General features: G+C 73.1%; 20 protein-coding genes. 11 read left to right on the forward strand and 9 right to left on the reverse strand.

Features of this window, described 5'->3' with window-relative positions; translation table 11 throughout:
* Nucleotides 1–732 precede the first annotated feature (732 nt).
* Entirely contained in the window at nt 733–2,145 is a 1,413-nt protein-coding gene (locus tag ACQPYD_RS09180) for a hypothetical protein (RefSeq protein WP_433700581.1), read from the forward strand.
* A gap of 72 nt (nt 2,146–2,217) precedes the next feature.
* Here ACQPYD_RS09180 and ACQPYD_RS09185 read toward each other — a convergent pair whose 3' ends face one another.
* Nucleotides 2,218–2,619 carry a hypothetical protein gene (locus tag ACQPYD_RS09185; protein WP_433700582.1) on the reverse strand — a complete coding sequence of 134 codons (402 nt, stop codon included), beginning with the start codon at nt 2,617–2,619 and terminating at the stop codon, nt 2,218–2,220.
* 183 nt (nt 2,620–2,802) lie between these two features.
* On the opposite strand from ACQPYD_RS09185, the gene ACQPYD_RS09190 reads away from it, so the two are divergent.
* Nucleotides 2,803–4,098: a PrsW family intramembrane metalloprotease gene (locus ACQPYD_RS09190; protein ID WP_433700583.1), complete on the forward strand. Its 1,296-nt coding sequence runs from the start codon at nt 2,803–2,805 to the stop codon at nt 4,096–4,098.
* On the opposite strand, the gene ACQPYD_RS09195 is transcribed toward ACQPYD_RS09190, so the two are convergent.
* The 4 genes from ACQPYD_RS09195 to ACQPYD_RS09210 form a co-directional block, all read right to left on the reverse strand.
* Entirely contained in the window at nt 4,025–5,158 is a 1,134-nt protein-coding gene (locus tag ACQPYD_RS09195) for a COX15/CtaA family protein (protein WP_433700584.1), read from the reverse strand. The genes ACQPYD_RS09190 and ACQPYD_RS09195 overlap by 74 nt on opposite strands.
* 254 nt (nt 5,159–5,412) lie before the next feature.
* Nucleotides 5,413–5,613, reverse strand: a complete 201-nt coding sequence (locus ACQPYD_RS09200) for a hypothetical protein (RefSeq protein ID WP_267949033.1) — start codon at nt 5,611–5,613, stop codon at nt 5,413–5,415.
* Between the two features lie 248 nt (nt 5,614–5,861).
* Nucleotides 5,862–6,806, reverse strand: coding sequence for an EamA family transporter (locus ACQPYD_RS09205; protein ID WP_433700585.1), 945 nt, complete (start codon nt 6,804–6,806; stop codon nt 5,862–5,864).
* Between the two features lie 36 nt (nt 6,807–6,842).
* The gene (locus tag ACQPYD_RS09210; RefSeq protein ID WP_433700586.1) at nt 6,843–7,250 is read right to left on the reverse strand and encodes a hypothetical protein; all 408 of its coding nucleotides are present in this window, start codon (nt 7,248–7,250) and stop codon (nt 6,843–6,845) included.
* Nucleotides 7,251–7,383: 133 nt separating this feature from the next.
* On the opposite strand from ACQPYD_RS09210, the gene ACQPYD_RS09215 reads away from it, so the two are divergent.
* Nucleotides 7,384–8,073, forward strand: coding sequence for an RICIN domain-containing protein (locus tag ACQPYD_RS09215; protein WP_433700587.1), 690 nt, complete (start codon nt 7,384–7,386; stop codon nt 8,071–8,073).
* A 200-nt stretch (nt 8,074–8,273) separates the two neighbouring features.
* On the opposite strand, the gene ACQPYD_RS09220 is transcribed toward ACQPYD_RS09215, so the two are convergent.
* The 3 genes from ACQPYD_RS09220 to ACQPYD_RS09230 all read right to left on the reverse strand — a co-directional run bounded on the left by ACQPYD_RS09220 (nt 8,274) and on the right by ACQPYD_RS09230 (nt 10,922).
* Complete coding sequence (locus ACQPYD_RS09220; protein ID WP_433700588.1) at nt 8,274–9,071, reverse strand: inositol monophosphatase family protein; 798 nt, start codon at nt 9,069–9,071, stop codon at nt 8,274–8,276.
* 67 nt (nt 9,072–9,138) lie between these two features.
* Nucleotides 9,139–9,984 (reverse strand): ABC transporter permease, encoded by an 846-nt coding sequence (locus ACQPYD_RS09225; protein WP_433700589.1) that lies wholly within the window; start codon nt 9,982–9,984, stop codon nt 9,139–9,141.
* Nucleotides 9,981–10,922 (reverse strand): ABC transporter ATP-binding protein, encoded by a 942-nt coding sequence (locus ACQPYD_RS09230; RefSeq protein WP_344182369.1) that lies wholly within the window; start codon nt 10,920–10,922, stop codon nt 9,981–9,983. The genes ACQPYD_RS09225 and ACQPYD_RS09230 overlap by 4 nt, the downstream gene beginning before the upstream one ends.
* 296 nt (nt 10,923–11,218) lie before the next feature.
* On the opposite strand from ACQPYD_RS09230, the gene ACQPYD_RS09235 reads away from it, so the two are divergent.
* From ACQPYD_RS09235 to ACQPYD_RS09270, 8 genes are read left to right on the forward strand one after another with little or no spacing between them, the layout of a single operon-like run.
* Entirely contained in the window at nt 11,219–11,995 is a 777-nt protein-coding gene (locus ACQPYD_RS09235) for a helix-turn-helix transcriptional regulator (protein ID WP_355013480.1), read from the forward strand.
* 19 nt (nt 11,996–12,014) lie between these two features.
* Nucleotides 12,015–13,427 carry a Fe-S cluster assembly protein SufB gene (gene sufB / locus ACQPYD_RS09240; protein WP_433700590.1) on the forward strand — a complete coding sequence of 471 codons (1,413 nt, stop codon included), beginning with the start codon at nt 12,015–12,017 and terminating at the stop codon, nt 13,425–13,427.
* A 1-nt stretch (nt 13,428) separates the two neighbouring features.
* Nucleotides 13,429–14,589 (forward strand): Fe-S cluster assembly protein SufD, encoded by a 1,161-nt coding sequence (sufD, locus tag ACQPYD_RS09245; RefSeq protein WP_433700591.1) that lies wholly within the window; start codon nt 13,429–13,431, stop codon nt 14,587–14,589.
* Nucleotides 14,582–14,917, forward strand: coding sequence for a non-heme iron oxygenase ferredoxin subunit (locus ACQPYD_RS09250; RefSeq protein WP_330162110.1), 336 nt, complete (start codon nt 14,582–14,584; stop codon nt 14,915–14,917). Before sufD ends, ACQPYD_RS09250 begins: the two co-directional genes overlap by 8 nt.
* A 9-nt stretch (nt 14,918–14,926) precedes the next feature.
* Nucleotides 14,927–15,688: a Fe-S cluster assembly ATPase SufC gene (gene sufC, locus ACQPYD_RS09255; RefSeq protein WP_433700592.1), complete on the forward strand. Its 762-nt coding sequence runs from the start codon at nt 14,927–14,929 to the stop codon at nt 15,686–15,688.
* Nucleotides 15,689–15,691: 3 nt separating this feature from the next.
* Nucleotides 15,692–16,993, forward strand: a complete 1,302-nt coding sequence (locus ACQPYD_RS09260) for a cysteine desulfurase (RefSeq protein WP_433700593.1) — start codon at nt 15,692–15,694, stop codon at nt 16,991–16,993.
* A gap of 19 nt (nt 16,994–17,012) precedes the next feature.
* Nucleotides 17,013–17,489 (forward strand): Fe-S cluster assembly sulfur transfer protein SufU, encoded by a 477-nt coding sequence (sufU, locus tag ACQPYD_RS09265; RefSeq protein WP_433700594.1) that lies wholly within the window; start codon nt 17,013–17,015, stop codon nt 17,487–17,489.
* Nucleotides 17,489–17,881, forward strand: coding sequence for a metal-sulfur cluster assembly factor (locus ACQPYD_RS09270; RefSeq protein ID WP_433700595.1), 393 nt, complete (start codon nt 17,489–17,491; stop codon nt 17,879–17,881). Before sufU ends, ACQPYD_RS09270 begins: the two co-directional genes overlap by 1 nt.
* A 130-nt stretch (nt 17,882–18,011) precedes the next feature.
* Here ACQPYD_RS09270 and ACQPYD_RS09275 read toward each other — a convergent pair whose 3' ends face one another.
* Nucleotides 18,012–18,770 (reverse strand): DUF2470 domain-containing protein, encoded by a 759-nt coding sequence (locus ACQPYD_RS09275; protein ID WP_433700596.1) that lies wholly within the window; start codon nt 18,768–18,770, stop codon nt 18,012–18,014.
* Nucleotides 18,771–18,819 lie beyond the last annotated feature (49 nt).

Raw genomic sequence — 18,819 nt, forward strand, 5'->3', positions numbered from 1 at the left:
CCCGCGGGGCCCGCGCCGGAGGGGAGCCCCCGGGGCGCCGCGCCCCGCGGCCGGGCGGGGCCGCGGACCGGACCCCGCACGCCCCGCCCCGCCGGCGGACTCCGGCCGCCGCCGTGCGGCGGCCACCGTGCCCGACCGACCACCGGGGACCGCCGAGCCGGCCGGCCCCGTACGCACACGCAGTCCGAGGAGGACCCCAGGTGACCGCCGAACGCCCCCGCATCGACCCGGGCCTGCTCGCCGAGCTGCTCGAAGCCGCGCCCGGCCGTGTCCGCCGCAAGCTGGACGCCGCCCCCCGCGCGGCCGAGGGGTGGGACTGGAGCTCGGACGGCCCCGTGTGGACGGTCGGGACGGGGAACGAGACCGTGACCCTGACCGGCCCGCGGATCACCGAGCCCTCCCAGGCGGCCTGCACCTGCCTGCTCGCCCCCCGCTGCCTGCACCTGCTCTCGGTCGTCGGCCTGCTGGCGCCCACGGGCGACGACGACGCGGACGGTCCGGAGCCCGGCCCGGAGCCGGAGCGCTCCGAGCCGCCCGGGGAGCCCGCCGGGGACCGGCCCGCCGGAGCCGTCCCCCCGCGGGACGGGGAGCCGGGGCCGCCCGCGCCGCCCGGGGCGGCCGGGCGGCCGGGGGAGCGGGCGGTCCGGCCGCCCCCGCGGGCCGGAGCGGTGCCGCGGAGACCGCCCGCGCCTCCGGGGACCCCGTCGCGGACCCCTCGCCGCCCCGGCCGCTGTGGACGGCGACGCCCGCGCCGCGGCCGCGCTCGCCTGGGCCGCCGGGGCCCGGACCCTGGCGGCGGGGGTCCGCGCGGCGGGCTCCTCCCAGCGCTCCGAACTCCTGCGGGCCGCGGCGGCGGCCCGCGCCGCCCGCCTGCCCCGCCTGGCCGCCGCCTGCACCGCCGTGGCCGCCGGTCCGCGCGACCACGCCACACCGGCCTTCGCCCTGGCCGAGTACACCGCGGCCCTCACCGGGCTCCTCGACACGTCCTGGCGGCTCGGCGGCGGACCGGAGGGCCCCCGCCCCGCGCCGACCCTCGCGGACGTGGGGATCGGGCGCCGCTCGTACACCGAGGTCGGCTCCCTCCGGCTGTACGGGCTGGGCTGCGAGCGCGTCCTCACCGCGTCCGGATACGCGGGCGTCGTCACCCACGCCGTGTCCCTCGGCGGCGGGGCGCGCCTGTGGCGGATCGGCGACGTCGCCCCCGGCGGCCCCGACAGGGCCGCCGCCGTCTACGGCGCGGGGATCGCCTTCGGGCGGTCCGCGCTGAGCCACCGCGACCTCGGCCGCTCGGGCATGGTCGCCCAACGGGTCGCGGCCAGCGCCGACGGCCGCCTGAGCGGGGGGTCCGCGACGACGGCGGCGGTCTCCGCCGGGTGCGCCTGGGACGAGGAACCCCTGGCGGGGCTGTGGGGGCGGCCCCTCGCCGATCAGGTCGCCGCGGCCGTCGCCGCGCAGGCGGCCCCCGTCCACCGCACCGGCGACGACCTGGTCTTCGCCGACCTCACCGTCACGGGCGAGGCGGAGGGCGGGACCGCGGTCGTGGAGGCGGCCACCGGCGCCCCCCTGGTCCTGGGACCCGACGGCGCCCAGGACCTCCTCCGGGCGCGCAACCTCCTGCGGCTGGCCGCCGAACCCGGGCTCGCGCTGCGCGCGGTGGCACGGCCGGTCCCCGAGCGGCCCGGGTTCCTCGTGCCGGTGGCGGTGCACGCTCCGGGGCTGCCGCTGCCCGCCGCCTGGAAGGGGCGGGTCAACCTCTCCCTGGACACCCTGCCCTCGGCCGGATCGGCGGCCCCGAGCCGTCCCCGGCCGACGGAGCCGCCCGGAGCCGACCCCGGCCTGGGCGCCCTGACCAGGGTCCTCGCCCGGATCGCCGAGGCGGGGCGGGAGGCCGCCCCGGACGGCTCCGCGCTGCCCGCCCGGCTGCGGGGCCACCACCTGCCCACCGCCGCCGACGTCCTCGGCGAGGTGGTCGGGGCGGCCCGTGAGCGCCGGCGCACCGCCACGGGCGAGTCGGTGGTCCCCCCTCCGGACCGCCTGGCCCGCGCGTGGCTGGCCGCGACGACCTACCTGGGGGCCGCGCACCGGCACCTGCGCGTCCTGGCGTGGGCCGAACGGGTCGGCGGTCCGCACCGGCCGGCGGCCTGACCGGGGCCCGGACCCCGGCGGGCCCGTTCCCGGGCCGGGCCGTCCCGGGCCGCGGGATCCGTCCCGCGCGGGTCAGGGCCTGCGCCAGGCCAGCACGGCCGCCCACACCGCGGCCCCGGTCAGGACCAGGGCGAGCGGGACGTGGGCCTGGAGCGGCCCGTAGGTCCCCAGCGCGGCCTGCGGGAAGCCGAGCAGGAACGCCGCCAGGCCGGCCAGCAGGATCGCGCGGGGGCGGCCGGGGCCGCCCCCGGAGCGGTACCAGTACAGGCCCGCCGCGACCACGAGCAGGCCCGCCGCCACGTGCACCCCGAACGCGCCGTAGTAGTGCAGGGGCAGGGCGGCGGTGTTGAACGTCACCAGCTGCCCGGCGGTCGCGCCCTCCCAGAGGACGGCGGCCAGCTGGAGGAGCGCCGTCACCCGTATCGACCACAGGAGCGGTGGTGCGGTGGTGGACGGCATGGTGGTCGGTTCCATGGCGGGGCCCTTCCGTTCTCGTGCGCTCGCGACTCGCGGACTCCGATCCTGCCCCATTCGGGGCGTTCCGTCCCCGCGCGCGGGGGCCGGAGCGTGTCGTCCCCCGTCGGCCGCCCGGGGCCGCGTCCCTCTCCCCGGGGGTGAAACACGTGGTCGCCGCGGTTCCCGCTACGATCGGTGCCCATGCCCCGACTCGACAGCAAGGCCATCCTCCAGGGCCGACGCTCCCGTTACTCGATGACCCTCGTCCTGGGCATCACCGTCAGCGTGGTGTGCATGGCCGGCATGCTCGTCTACCTGTGGCTGCTCGCCATGGCGGGCGGGGCCGCGGCGGGCATCGACGGCGCCCTCGGATTCGTCGTCAGCCTGGTCGCCGCCGTCATCCCGGTCGGCATCCTCGTGCCGCTCATCCTCATGCTCGACCGGATCGAGCCCGAGCCCGGGTGGGTGCTGTTCTTCGCCTTCGTCTGGGGCGCGGGCGTGGCGGTGGTGGCGTCCCTGCTGCTCAACGGCTGGGGGCTGGCACACGTCACCGTGCCGCTGTTCGGTCAGGAGCTGGGCGGCTTCCTGGGGACGTCCGTGGTGGCGCCCCTGGTGGAGGAGAGCGCCAAGGGCGTGGTGCTGCTGATCCTGCTGTGGCGCAGACGACACGAGATCGACACGTTCACCGACGGTGTGATCTACGCGGGGATGGTCGCCACCGGCTTCGCCTTCACCGAGAACATCCTGTACTTCCTGAGCGCGTTCTTCGACGGGACCCTCGTCGCGACCTTCGCCATCCGCGGGATCATCGCCCCCTTCGGCCACCCGGTCTACACCGCGATGATCGGCATCGGCGTCGCCTACGCGGCCACGCGCACCGGGCGCCTGCGCCTGCTGGCGCCGGTCGGGGGCTGGGCGCTGGCCGTCCTGCTGCACGGCATGTGGAACGCGTCCACCCGTTTCGGCTGGTACGGCCTGGCCGTCGCCTACGTCGTGCTGTTCGCGGTGCTGATGGGCGTCCTGGCGCTGGCGGCGCGCGACCGGCGGGGGCAGATCGGCGCCATCGACCGGTACCTGCCGCCCTACATCTCCACCGGGCTGGTCACGCCGGCGGACATCACCATGCTCAGCTCGATGCAGGGGCGCCGCCGGGCCCGTGAGTGGGCGGGGCGCAACGCCGGCCGGCGGGGGCGGACGGCGATGAAGGAGTACCAGCTGGCCGCGACCGAGCTGGCGCTGCTGCACCAGAGGCTGGACGCCGGGTCGGCCCGCCAGGACTGGAAGGTCCGCAGGGACTCCTTCCTGGCGCTGATGCACGTGGCCCGGGACACCTTCCTGGGGCGGCTGCCCCAGCCGGTCACCCCGGGCTGGGCGGAGAAGCCGACCGACTCGGGGTTCCTGCGCCGGGCCGACTTCGCCCACGTCATAGCGCAGGCGAGGAGCCAGCAGGAGTACGTCCCCCGTCACGGCCAGCAGGCCCCTCCGGGCCTCGGCTGAGGCCGTCGCCGACGACCTCGCCGACGGGCACCAGGCGGGTGGTGGAGAAGTACAGGCGGGAGACGGCGACCCAGGTCAGGGCGGAGCCGAGCACGTGCAGGACGACGAGCGCCTCGGGGAGCCCGAGGGCGTACTGGGTGTAGCCCAGGACCCCCTGGAGGAGCACGACCGCCACGAGGGCGGCGCTGCTGATCCGGACGGGGCGGCGGGCGCCGCCCCGGAAGGCGATGACGGCGGCGGCCAGGGCCCCGACCAGGGTGAGCCAGGCCAGCGCGGAGTGGATGCGCGTGACGACCGGGATGTCGAACCCGAAGCGCGGGGCCGCCGCGTCGCCGCCGTGGGGGCCGCTGCCGGTCACGACCGTGCCGGCGACCAGCAGGAGGAAGCCGATCACGACCAGGCCGACGCTGATGGCGTGCAGCATGGGGCCGACGGAGACCTGCGGCCTGCCCTCGGGCTCCCGGCAGCGCACGTACAGGGCGACCGTGATGAAGGTCATCACCATGGACAGCAGGAAGTGCGTGGCGACCGAGGCGGGGTGCAGGTCGGTCCACACGGTGATGCCGCCGACGACGCCCTGGCCGAGGACGCCGAACGGGATGACGGCGGCCATCCGGACCAGGTCGCGGCGGCGCGGCGTCATCCGCATGACGGCGATGAACGTGATGACGGCCACGGCCAGCACGACGAAGGTGAGCGTCCGGTTGCCGAACTCGACGGCGGCGTTGAAGGCGGCGTGTCCCGTGTCGACGGGCACGAAGCTCTCGGGGGTGCACTTGGGCCACTCCGAGCAGCCGAGCCCGGACTCGGTCACGCGGACGGTGGCGCCCGTCACGGCGATCCCGGCGTTGACCGCGATGTTGCCGAGGGTCCAGGCGCGCAGGGACCTCGGGGTCGGGTTCCAGATGGTCCGGGCCAGGAGGACCAGGGCGAGCACCCCGGCGACGGCCACGGCGACCTGCCAGGCCCACAGGGGGGCGCCGAGAAGAATGATGTCCTCCGCCGCGAGCGGGGGGAGCGTGTTCGGGGCCAGCGCCGCGGCGGCCGGGAAATCAGACATACGACAGAGCGTAGTACGTTCTCCGACCGTCGTGCGACCGGGCCCCTGATTGCGAAAACGCCAGGTGGCGGGGGCCGTGGCGCGGAGCCGCCCGACCGCCGTGCGACGGGTGGCGCCCCGTTCCCGAGGCCGGGAACCGCCTCCCCGTAGGGCCGGCGCGGCTCGGAACCGCGACCGCGGCCGTGCGCCCGGGGGTGTGCCCCCGGGCGCACGGACCGCTCCCCCGAACCGGGACCCGGTTCAGGAAACAGGCATTAGCGGTTGTAGTTCGCGATGCACTGGTTGAGCAGGTTCAGGTCCAGGTTGATCAGACCGAGGAAGCTCTGCTGGCTGGTGCAGGCCTCGTACGCCTCGATGTCCGAGCCCTTCTCGCCCGCCAGGGCGGCCCCGGTGCCCATGCCGAGGAGTCCGGCGGCGAACAGAGCGGTCATGGTGATCTTGGCAGCGGTGCGCATTGCTTCCCTTTCGAGAGCGAATATTCGAAGAGGTCGGCCGACCCACCAGGACTGATAACCGTTTGATCACGCTCGGAAACGCAGAGTAGTCAACCAGGTTCTCCGGGGCGGGGGCGCGGGAGGTCTCCGCGGTCGCCGCCTTGCCAGTGTCCTGGCAGCTCAAGGCACCTTTTTCGTAAGTGATTACGATAGGTGGCGGGTAACTGAAAATCTTGACAGGAGAACCGGGTCGAACCGCCGTGCGGGCCTCAACCCCTCCGGTGGTCCTCCGGCGGGGAGGGGGCGGGCGAGCCGCCGCGCGTCCGCCCGCCGCGCTCACGGGCGGAGGTGCGGGTGGAGCCGGCGCTGGCGACGATCACGCACCCCACCGCGAACCACTGCCAGGGCGAGAGCAGTTCGCCCAGCAGGACGAGCCCCACCACCGCGGCCGCGGCGGGCTGCAGGCTCATCAGCACGCCGAACACCCGGGGCGGCATCCGGCGCAGGGCGTTCAGTTCCAGGGTGTAGGGGACGATCGAGGAGAGCACGCCCACCACCAGGCCGAACAGCAGCAGCCGCCAGTCCAGCAGGGCGGCGCCCCCCTCCGCGATCCCGGCCGGGGCCATGATCACCACGCCGACCACGCTGGCGAACGCCAGGCCGGAGGCGCCGCTGAAACGCTGTCCCGTCGCCGCGCTGAGCAGGATGTACCCCGCCCACGCCACCGCCGCGAGCACCGCGAACAGGATGCCCAGCGGGTCCATGGAGCCCGACTCCAGGCCCAGCGCCACCACGCCCAGCCCGGCCAGTCCGGCCCACAGCAGGTCGATCCTGCGCCGTGAGCCCAGGATCGCGATGGCCAGCGGCCCGAGGTACTCGATCGTCACCGCGATCCCCAGCGGGATGCGCGCGAACGCCTGGTAGATGAGGAAGTTCATCATCGCCAGCGCGACGCCGTAGCCGGCCACCACCAGCCAGTCGGTCCGGCTGCGGGCCCGGAGCGCAGGACGGACCAGCAGGACCAGGAGCACCGCAGAGGTGAGCAGCCGCAGCCACACGACGGCGGCCGGGGGGAGCTCCTCGAACAGGTTCTTGGCCACGCCCGCGCCGGTCTGCACGGAGACGATGCTGACCATCACCAGCCAGACCGGCGGTATCGCCTCCGCCGCGGTCCGCAGGGAGAAGGGTTCCTTGGGGGTGGCCGGGGTGCTCATGGGTATTCATCCTACGTTTCCGGTTCCCCGCTCGGCCTACCCGCCCTCGTCCCGGCGGCCCTCCGGCGCCGCGGTCCCCGCACGCGCGCGCGACCGCAGGGGTTCCGCGTGCGCCCCGGCGGCCGGGACCACGGGCGGGACGGCGGGCGGGCGGTGGATCACGGCGGTCAGGACCAGCAGCCAGGCGACCACCACGACCAAGGGCTGGATCAGGGTCATGACCAGGCCGAACACCGTCCTCTCCGCCTGGTCGGTGAGGATCTGCAACCCGATCCACAGGAACGGCAGCGCCGCCGCCACGAGGTTCGTCACCAGGGCGGCCCACACCAGCCCCCGGCGGGCGGGCGGGCGCCACACCAGCAGCGCCCCGCCCGCCACGAGCAGCATGAGCGGCGGTCCGAGGTACCGGACCACGATGAACCAGGGGACTCCGATGGCTTCCATGGCGGGACCCTATCGAGGCCCGCACCGGGGGTCGGCCGAGGGCGAACGTGCGCGAAGTACGTCAAGTGGTGTCAAATAGTGCGGGGCCGTGGCCGACACGACCCTCACCCGTCGCCCGCTGGAGTGTCCTCACATGTCCCGACGCCGAGCCCGCAGCGCCTCCCGTGTCCAGGAACGGCACGTGCCGACCTGGCCGGTCTTCGCCGGAGCGCTGGCGCTCGTCCTCGTCGCCGTCATCGGCGGCTACACGGGCGGCCTCCTCGCCGCCGGCTCCGGAGAACCGGAGGAACCGGGGCTGGACGTGGTCTCCGGCATCCTCGTCGAGCCCTCCGGCGCGCCGGAGGAGACCGGGGAGCCCGAGGAGGAAGAGGAGTACGTCCACCCCGCCGGGATGGACCCCGCGCTCGCCTACGTCCTCCAGAACGTGCACGGCGACCGCGTCGCCGACGTCGCGGGCGCCTCCACCGACAACGGGGCCCCCGTCCACCTGTGGGACCGCCACGACGCGGAGAACCAGCAGTGGAGGTTCGTCCCGCTCGACGAACAGGGCTTCTACGAGATCGAGGGCGTCGGCAGCGGCAAGGTCCTGGAGGTGGCGGCCGACCCCGCGCAGCCCGCCGCCACGCTGCTCACCCGCACCGGGGCGCCCAACCAGCACTGGTCGGTGGTCGAGGTCGGCAGCGGGGTCGTCCGGCTGGTCAACCGGGCCACGGGCCGCGCCCTCGAAGGGCAGGGCGGCGCGCCCGACAACGGCACGGCGATCGTCCAGGCGCCCGACGGCTCCCACGCCCACCAGCAGTGGCGCCTGCTCCCCATGGGCTGATCCGCCGCGGGACCCCGCGGCCCGGACGGCCCCGCGGCGGCGCCCCGGCCCGGGGACGCCCCTGGGAGGTCACGGTCGCCCGTCCGGTCGCGTGCGGCGGCCTCTCCGAGCGGGCCGACGCATCCCCTCGGGGACGGCCTGTCGGTGTCGGTCGGCCGGTGGGTCGGACCTGCCGGAGAAGCCACCGCACATCCTCACGGTCAGCCGACGAGGAGCGACCGGGCGGTCTTCCAGCACTCGTCGTCGGAGGCGCAGAGCAGGCCCACGGCGTCGTCCCCCGGACGGTACGCGCCGCCGTCCGGGCGCAGGCACACGCCTCCGGCCTCGGTCAGCATCAGGGAGCCGGGGGCGTGGTCCCAGGGCAGGGTCCTGTGGAACAGCAGGAAGTCCTGCCCGCCCTCGAACAGGAGCGGGTAGTCCACCCCGACGCAGTGCGAGCCCGGTCCCATGGACGCGAAGCGGGTGGCGGCCTCCTCCACGCGCCGCTTCGCGTCGGGGGCGAGGAACCGCGTCGCGGCCGAGCCGTGCAGGCGGGCCGGATCGGCCGGTGCGGGCTCCCGGCGCACCCTCACGCCGTCGCGCCAGGTGCCGGACCCGCGCTCCGCGACGTAGACCCGGTCCTCGGTGGGGCGCAGGATCCACGCCGCGACGGTCTCGCCGTGGCGCACCAGGGCGGCCATCACCGCGAAGCGCGTGTCGCCCCGGACGAAGTTGCGGGTTCCGTCGACCGGGTCGACCAGCCACGCCACGGGCTCCCCGTACAGCGCGCGGAGCAGGCCGGGGTCGTCCGAGGCGGCCTCCTCGCCCACGACCGGCGCCGCGACGACGTCGCGCAGGCGGGCGCCGATCAGCTCCTCGGCCTCGCGGTCGGCGACCGTGACGAGCTCGCCGGGGGCCTTCTCGGTGACCTCGCCCTCGGACAGGGACCGGAAGCGGGGGAGGACCGCCGCCTCCGCCGCCTCGCGGAGGATCTCGGTGACCGCGTCGACGTCGAGCATGCGCCCCATCCTAGGAGCGGCGGGCGCGGGCGCGGGGACCGCCCCCTCCCGGGGAGGCCCGCGGGCGTCACTCCCAGCGGAAGAGGCGGCTGGCGAGCAGCCCGCAGACGAGGGCCCACACGGCCAGGACCGCGAACGCGCCCCAGCCCGGCAGGGACCCGTCCGCGAGGACGGTCCGCAGGCCCGAACTGAGGGCGGTGACCGGCAGGAGCGAGGCGGCCTGCTCCAGCGGCGCGGGGAAGCTGCTGGTCGGGAACAGCACCCCGCCCAGCCCGAGCATCAGCACGTACACCAGGTTGGCCCCGGCCAGGGTCGCCTCCGCCCGCAGGGTGCCGGCCATGAGCAGGCCGAGCGAGCTGAACGCGGCGGTCGCCAGCAGCACCAGGGCGACCGCCGACAGCACGCCCGCCGGGTCGGGGTCGGGGGACCAGCCCAGGGCCAGCGCCACCGTGCACAGCAGCGCGATCTGGATGGCCTGCACGCCCAGGACGGCCAGCGTCTTGGCGGCCAGGAGGCCGAACCGGGACAGCGGCGTCGCCCCCAGGCGCTTCAGCACCCCGTAGCGCCGCTCGAAGCCGGTGCCGATGGCCAGGCCGGTGAACGACGTCGACATCACCGCCAGCGCCAGGACACCCGGCGTGAGGGCGTCGACGCGGGGGCCCGGGCCCACGTCCAGGACCGAGGTGAGGCTGAAGCCCACCAGCAGGAGGACGGGGATGACCATGGTCAGCAGGAACTGCTCGCCGTGGCGGAGCATCACCCGCAGTTCCATACGGGCCTGCGAGGCGACCATCCGCCACATCGGCGCGGCCCCGGGCGCAGGGGTGAACAGCGAGGCGCCGCCGCCCCGGGAGGGGGTGGTCGGGGCGGCGTCGGCGGCCCGCGTGGTGGTGCTGGAGGTGTGCTCGGTCATTGGTCGCGCAGTTCCCGGCCCGTGAGTTCGAGGAAGACGTCTTCGAGGGTACGCCGTCGCACGCGCAGGTCCTCGGCGAGGACGCCGGCCGACGCGCACCATGCGGTGACCGTGGCCAGGAACTCCGGACCGAGCGCGGCGGCGTCGTCGGTGGTGACCACGTACTCGTGGCGGCCGTCCGCGGTGGCGCCGTCGGCGACCCTGCTGCCCTCGGGCAGGGCGGCCAGGAGCGCGGAGGAGTCCACGGGCGTGCTGGAGAAGCACACCTCGCGGCGACCCTCGGTGAGCGCGGCCGGCGCGCCCTCGGCGACCACGGCGCCGCGGTCGATGATGACCACGTGGTCGGCCAGCCGTTCGGCCTCCTCCATGTGGTGCGTGCTGAGGATGACCGCCACGCCCGCCTCGCGCAGGGCCGACACCAGGTCCCAGGTGGCCATGCGCGCCTGCGGGTCCAGGCCCGCCGTCGGCTCGTCCAGGAAGACCAGCTCGGGCCGTCCGACCACGGCGCAGGCCAGGGAGAGGCGCTGCTGCTGGCCGCCGGACAGGCGGCGGAAGGGGGTGGCGGCCACGGAGTTCAGGCCCAGCCGCTCCATGAGGACGGCGGGGGCGATCGGGCTGGCGTGGAAGGAGGCCATCAGGTTCAGCCACTCCGCCGCGCGGGCGCCGGTGGGGACCCCGCCGGACTGGGGCATCACCCCGACGCGGGGCTTGAGGGCGGTGGCGTCGGCCACGGGGTCCAGGCCCAGGACCCGGACCCGTCCGCCGTCGGCGCGGCGGAAGCCCTCGCAGATCTCGATGGTGCTCGTCTTGCCCGCCCCGTTGGGGCCGAGCAGGGCCGTCACCGCCCCCCGGCGCGCGCTGAACGTGAGGCCGGAGACTGCGGTGGTGGCGCCGTAGCGCTTGACCAGGTCGACGACCTCGACCGCGGCTGTGTCCATGGGGCCTGAGTTTACGTGCGGCCGGACGGGGCCCTTCACCGCCCCGCTCGGGGAGGGGCCGCCGAAAACTCGGGTGGTCCACATCCTGGTCATGTCGTATCAGCATGCGGGCAATCCGGGTCGTTCCGGTCCCTCGCGCGGTGGCGACCTCGGGTTTCGGGCGCATGAACACGCTGTTAGGCAAGCCTGACCTTCGTGATGAAGGGCATGGAGCGGCGTTTGCCTCAACGGACTTATTTAGGCCACACTGATGTTGTCAAAACCACGAGCTGCGTACGACGAGGGAGGGGAGTGCCGTGCCCGAGGCGACCAGTGTGCCCCGTGCCCTGGCCGGACCCGACCGCGGGGCCGAGACCGGCACCCGCGCCCGCGTCGCGCGGCTCATCCTGGAGAAGGGCCCGATCACCGCATCCTCCCTGGGGGAGCGGCTCGGACTCACTCCGGCGGCGATCCGCCGCCATCTCGACAACCTGACCGGTGAGGGCATGGTCGAGGCCCGCGACGCCCGGCCCCACGGCGGACAGCGCCGCAGGGGCAGGCCCGCCAAGGTCTTCGCCATCACCGAGGCCGGGCGGGACGCCTTCGTCCACGCCTACGACGACCTCGCCACCAGCGCGCTCCGCTTCCTGGCGGAGACCGCCGGGGACGGGGCCGTCGGCGAGTTCGCCCGCAGTCAGGTCGCCGATCTGGAGAGGCGCTACAGGCCCCTGCTGGACGCGGTCCCGCCGGAACAGCGCGTCCGACTGCTGGCCGAGGCACTCTCCAACGACGGCTACGCCGCCACCGCGGGCCGGGCGCCCGCACCCGGGGGCGGCGACCAGCTGTGCCAACACCACTGCCCGGTCGCCCACGTGGCCGCGGAGTTCCCGCAGCTCTGCGAAGCCGAGGTCGAGGCATTCTCACGACTTCTGGGCACCCCGGTGCGCAGGTTGGCCACCATCGCCCACGGCGACGGTGTGTGCACCACGCACGTCACCCCTCGGGGCGACGTGGCGGGCGGGGACAGCCAAACCCCCGCGTCAGAGGCCATCCGCCAGGGGGCGGGCGGCTCAGTTCACCACAAGGACGCCTGAGTCCTGGAGGAGTCCGCGCATGACGTCTATCGCGCATCCCGAGCTCGAAGGGATCGGAAACTATGAGTTCGGCTGGGCCGACTCCGACACGGCCGGTGCCACCGCCCGCCGTGGCCTGAACGAGGAGGTCGTCCGCGACATCTCCTCGAAGAAGGACGAGTCGGAGTGGATGACCAAGCTCCGGCTCAAGTCCCTCAAGCTCTTCGACAAGAAGCCCATGCCCAACTGGGGCGCGGACCTGTCCAAGATCGACTTCGACAACATCAAGTACTTCGTGCGGTCCACGGAGAAGCAGGCCACCTCCTGGGAGGACCTGCCCGAGGACATCAAGAACACCTACGACCGGCTCGGCATCCCCGAGGCGGAGAAGCAGCGCCTGGTCGCCGGTGTCGCCGCGCAGTACGAGTCCGAGGTCGTCTACCACCAGATCCGCGAGGACCTGGAGGAGCAGGGTGTCATCTTCCTCGACACCGACACCGCCCTCAAGGAGCACCCGGAGATCTTCGAGGAGTACTTCGGCACGGTGATCCCGCCCGGCGACAACAAGTTCGCCGCGCTCAACACCGCTGTGTGGAGCGGCGGGTCCTTCATCTACGTGCCCAAGAACGTGCACGTCGAGATCCCGCTCCAGGCCTACTTCCGGATCAACACCGAGAACATGGGCCAGTTCGAGCGGACGCTGATCATCGTCGACGAGGGCGCCTACGTCCACTACGTCGAGGGCTGCACCGCGCCGATCTACAAGTCGGACTCGCTGCACTCCGCGGTCGTCGAGATCATCGTCAAGAAGAACGCCCGCTGCCGGTACACGACCATCCAGAACTGGTCGAACAACGTCTTCAACCTGGTCACCAAGCGCGCCATCGCCGAAGAGGGCGCGACCATGGAGTGGATCGACGGCAACATCGGCTCCCAGGTGACCATGAAGTACCCGGCCGTGTACCTCATGGGCGAGCACGCCAAGGGCGAGACCCTGTCCATCGCCTTCGCGGGCGAGGGCCAGCACCAGGACACCGGCTCCAAGATGGTGCACTGCGCTCCCAACACCTCGTCCACCATCGTCTCGAAGTCGGTGGCACGCGGCGGGGGCCGCGCCTCCTACCGGGGCCTGGTGCAGGTGCAGGAGGGCGCGCACAACGCCAAGTCCTCCGTCAAGTGCGACGCGCTGCTGATCGACACCATCAGCCGCTCGGACACCTACCCCTACAACGACCTGCGCGAGGACGACGCCGAGCTCGCGCACGAGGCGACCGTCTCCAAGGTCAGCGAGGACCAGCTCTTCTACCTGATGAGCCGGGGCATGAACGAGGACGAGGCCATGGCCATGATCGTGCGCGGGTTCGTCGAGCCCATCGCGCGCGAGCTGCCCATGGAGTACGCGCTGGAACTGAACCGGCTGATCGAGCTTCAGATGGAAGGAGCGGTTGGTTAAGTTGACCGGCCCCAGCATCGAACCCAAGGCCCACAGCCACGGCCTCGGGGACATCCCGTTCTCCAAGTTGGCGACCCACGGGTCCTTCGACGTGAACGACTTCCCCGTCCCCAACGGCCGTGAGGAGGAGTGGCGCTTCACGCCGGTCCGCCGCCTCAAGGGCCTGCACGACGGCACCGCCGTCGCCGACGGCGCCGACAAGCTCGACATCGACGCCCCCGAGGGCGTCACCGTCGAGACGGTCGGCCGCGGCGACGCCCGGCTCGGCACCGCGGGCTTCCCCGCGGACCGTGTGACCGCCCAGGCCTACACCTCCTTCGAGGAGGCCACGGTCGTCACGGTCGCCAAGGGCAAGGCCCTGGACCGGCCGGTCGTCATCTCCCGGGAGGCCCAGGGCGGCACCCGCTACGACCAGTACGTCATCGACGTCGAGCCGCTGGCCGAGGCGATCGTCGTCCTCAACCAGACCGGTACGGGCGTCCGTGCGGGCAGCGTGGACATCCATGTCGCCGAGGGCGCGCGCCTGACCCTGATCAGCGTGCAGGACTGGGACCGCGACGCCGTCGACGTGTCCCAGCACAACGCCCAGGTCGCCAAGGACGCCACGTTCAAGTCGATCGTGGTCACCCTGGGCGGCGACGTGGTCCGGCTCTCCCCGAAGGTGGCCTACAAGGGGCGCGGCGCCAACGCCGAGCTCCACGGCCTCTACTTCACCGGCGACGGCCAGCACCACGAGCACCGCTCGCTCATCGACCACAACATGTCCAACACCCGGTCCCGGGTGGAGTACAAGGGTGCGCTGAGCGGCAAGGGCGCGCACGCCGTGTGGATCGGCGACGTGATCATCGGCGAGGGCACCACCGGTACCGACTCGTACGAGCACAACCGCAACCTCCAGCTCACCGACGAGACCCGCGTCGACTCGGTGCCCAACCTGGAGATCTTCACCGGCGAGGTGGAGGGCGCAGGGCACGCCGCCGCCAGCGGCCGCCTCGACGACATCCACCTGTTCTACCTCCGCTCGCGCGGTATCCCGGAGGACGAGGCCCGCCGCCTGGTCATCCGCGGCTACTTCCTCGAGCTGATCAACCGCATCCCGGTCGGTGAGCTGCGCGAGGGCATCATGGCCAAGGTCGAGCGCAAGCTGGCCGAGCATGAGTGAGGGCGGTCGCTGGGTGAAGGTCGCCGAGCTCGCCGAGATCCCCGAGGAGGGGGTCCTCGGCATCGAGACCGACGACGAGACGCCCATCGCGCTGGTCCGCTCCGAGGGCGAGGTGTTCGCCGTGCGGGACGTGTGCTCGCACGCCGAGGTCCGCCTGTCGGAGGGCGAGGTCGAGGACGGCACCATCGAGTGCTGGCTCCACGGCTCCTGCTTCGACCTGCGTTCGGGGGCGCCGATCAACCCGCCCGCGACCCAGCCGGTTCCCACCTACGACGTGAAGATCGACGGCGACGACGTGCTCGTGTCGTTGGACGAGAAGAATTCCTGAGGCTTTGACATGACGAAGTTCGAAATCCGCGGTCTGCGCGCCGACGTCCTCATCGGTGAGGACGAGAGGCAGGAGATCCTCAAGGGCGTCGACCTCACCATCAACTCCGGTGAGACCCACGCCATCATGGGCCCGAACGGCTCCGGCAAGTCCACCCTGGCCTACGCGATCGCCGGCCACCCGCGCTACGAGATCACCGAGGGCGAGGTGCTCATCGACGGGGAGAACATCCTCGACATGAGCGTGGACGAGCGCGCCCGCGCCGGCGTCTTCCTGGCCATGCAGTACCCGGTCGAGGTCCCCGGCGTGTCCATGTCCAACTTCCTGCGCAGCTCCGTCACGGCGGTGCGCGGCGAGGCCCCCAAGCTCCGGCAGTTCTCCAAGGAGCTCCAGGGCGCGATGAAGGACCTGTCCATCGACTCGGCCTTCGCCGCCCGCGGCGTCAACGAGGGCTTCTCCGGCGGTGAGAAGAAGCGCCACGAGATCCTCCAGCTGGAGCTCCTCAAGCCCAAGGTCGCGATCCTGGACGAGACCGACTCCGGCCTGGACGTCGACGCGCTCAAGGTGGTCTCCGAGGGCGTCAACCGCGCCAAGGCCGGCGGCGAGATGGGCGTCATGCTCATCACGCACTACACCCGGATCCTCAACTACGTGAAGCCCGACTTCGTCCACGTCTTCGCCCAGGGCCGCATCGCCGAGTCCGGCGGTCCGGAGCTGGCCGACGTCCTGGAGTCCGAGGGCTACGAGCGTTTCGTGAAGGCGGGCGCATAACCCATGACGACAGTCCGCGAGTTCGGTCGGGCCGGCGCGGGCCGGCTTGACGTCGCGGCGCTCCGGGAGGACTTCCCGATCCTCTCCCGGACCGTCCGCGACGGGCGCCCGCTGGTGTACCTCGACTCCGGGGCAACCTCGCAGAAGCCCCGCCAGGTGCTCGACGCCGAACGTGAGTTCTACGAACGCCACAACGCGGCGGTGCACCGTGGTGCGCACCAGCTCGCGGAGGAGGCGACCGACGCCTACGAGTCGGCCCGGGAGACCATCGCCCGGTTCATCGGCGGCGACGTCGGCGAGGTGGTGTTCACCAAGAACGCCACCGAGGCGATCAACCTGGTGGCGTACGCCATGGGCAACGCCGCCACCGCCGACGAGGGGCTGCGCAGCCTCCGGGTCGGCCCCGGCGACGAGATCGTCGTCACCGAGATGGAGCACCACGCCAACCTGGTGCCCTGGCAGCAGCTCTGCCAGCGCACCGGGGCGACGCTGCGCTGGTTCCCGGTGACCGGGGACGGCCGCCTCGACCTGTCCGGCCTCGACGAACTGGTCAACGAGCGCACCCGCGTGGTCGCGTTCACGCACCAGTCCAACGTGCTGGGCACCGTCAACCCGGTGGCGCCCCTGGTCGCCCGTGCCCGCGAGGTCGGAGCGCTGACGGTCCTGGACGCCTGCCAGTCGGTCCCGCACATGCCGGTGGACGTCACCGAGCTGGGCGTCGACTTCCTGGCGTTCTCCGGGCACAAGATGCTCGGCCCCAACGGCATCGGCGTCCTGTGGGGGCGCCGGGAGCTGCTGGAGGCGATGCCGCCGTTCATCTCCGGCGGGTCGATGATCGGCGTCGTCCACATGGAGTACTCCACGTGGGCGGAACCGCCGCAGCGGTTCGAGGCCGGGGTGCCGATGGCCCCCCAGGCCGTCGGCCTGGCCGCGGCCTGCGACTACCTGTCGAAGGTGGGCATGGAGCGGGTCGCCGAGCACGAGCACGAGCTCACCGGGTACGCGCTCGAGCGGGTGGGGGCCGTGGAGGGCGTGCGGATCGTCGGTCCCACCGAGGCGGTGGACCGCGGCGGCGCGGTGTCGTTCGTCGTGGACGACATCCACCCGCACGACCTGGGCCAGGTGCTCGACGACCGGGGCGTGGAGGTCCGCGTGGGCCACCACTGCGCGTGGCCGCTGCACCGCAAGCTGGGCATCACCGCGAGCACGCGCGCGTCCTTCTACCTCTACAACACGCTGGAGGACGTGGACGCGCTGGTGGAGGCCATCAGGGCCGCGCAGAAGTTCTTCGGAACCCGGCCCTAGAGCGAGGAACAGCCTGACCATGCAGTTGGACGCGATGTACCAGGAGATCATCCTGGACCACTACCGGAACCCGCACCACAAGGGGCTGCGGGATCCGCACAACGCGGAGGCCCACCACATCAACCCCACCTGTGGGGACGAGGTGACGCTCCGCGTGGCGCTGACCCCGGCCGAGGGCACGGCCGGGCTCGACGGGAAGGCGGTCGTCAGCGACGTCTCCTACGAGGGGATGGGCTGCTCGATCAGCCAGGCCAGCACCTCGGTGCTGACCGACCTGCTGATCGGGCGGACGGTCTCCGAGGGCATGACCACCCTGGAGGCCTTCACGGAGCTGATGCAGTCCCGGGGCAGGGGTGAGCCCGACGAGGAGGTCCTGGAGGACGCCGTGGCGTTCGCCGGGGTGTCCAAGTACCCCGCGCGCGTCAAGTGCGCACTGCTGGGCTGGATGGCATGGAAGGACGCGGTGTCGCAGTCCTTGGAGAAGGAAGGCGTCTGATGAGCGAGAACGAGACGACGACGGCGGCGGCCGAGGCCGCGGAGGCGTCCGAGGCCCCCGAGACCGCGCCCCTCTCCCCGGAGGCGGAGGCGCTGGCCGAGGAGATCGGCGAGGCGCTCAAGGACGTGATCGACCCCGAGCTGGGCGTGAACGTCGTCGACCTGGGCCTGCTGTACGGGGTGAGCGCCGACGACCAGGTCATCACCCTGGACATGACGCTGACCAGCGCGGCGTGCCCCCTGACGGACGTGATCGAGGACCAGGCCAACAGCGCCCTCGACGAGTTCGAGCGCGAGGTCAAGATCAACTGGGTCTGGATGCCGCCGTGGGGTCCGGACAAGATCACCGACGACGGGCGGGACCAGCTGCGCATGCTGGGCTTCAACGTCTGAGGTGTGACGACAGACCGCGCGGCGGGCCGGGACCACGGGTCCCGGCCCGCCGCGTTCGTGTGTCGGGGGCCTCGCGCGGGGCCCGGTTCCCGCCGGGGCCCCGGGGGAGCGGGGGCGGCGCGGCCGCTCCTCAGGGACCGCAGCGGTGGGGGAGGCCCGCCATGCCGTGGACCTCCGCCGCGACGTCGTGGGGGGTGTCCGCGGGTCTGCTGAAGGGGAGCCGTGCGTCGACGTCGCCCTCGGGGCCCTCGAAGCGGAGCGTGATCCCGTACCGGTCCACGCCCAGCGGCCGCGGTCGCCCGGGCGGCAGGGGTTCGGGGGAGCGCACGGCCATCGCGTGCAGGATGTCGGGGTGGTCCTCCTCCAGGTGGCGCAGCCACTCGCCCTCCCGGCGCCCGAAGGGGTCGGTGCGCGCGCGGACGAACTCGTCCGTGCGCAGGAGGTGACAGCCCTCGGCGTCGGAGTGGACCACCAGGTAGGGCTCCAGGGCCACCATCGTCCGTCCGTGGCCGATGTCGAGCAGCCGTTCGTCGGGGTCGTCGCGTAGGACGCGGAGGGCGCGCAGACGGGCCGTCGGGTGGTCCAGCCGGGTGAGGGTGCCGCTGATCCACAGGAGGGAGCGTGTGCGGTCGCGCAGGGGCACAGGGGCCGTGTCGGTGAACTCGACCGTGGCGGCGGTGGTGTGGCGGCCGATCCGCTCCAGGAGGAGGTGGCGGTCGGGGACCAGCAGGCTCACGGAACCGTTGGGGTGGATGTGGCAGGCGGGTTCGTCGAGGTGCACGGCGTGGTCCCGGGTCGTCACGGTCACGGGGTTGGGACGGCCCAGGACCGACCGCGCGCGTTCGGCGGGCGGGGGAGCCAGGTGCTGGTACGTGGACAGGGGAACCACCTCGATTCTTACTTAGGTGAGGCTAACCTACATGGTTCTACCCCTGGTA

It is taken from the genome of Nocardiopsis sp. CA-288880 (genome assembly GCF_050955985.1).
GTDB classification, from domain to species: Bacteria; Actinomycetota; Actinomycetes; order Streptosporangiales; family Streptosporangiaceae; genus Nocardiopsis; species Nocardiopsis tropica.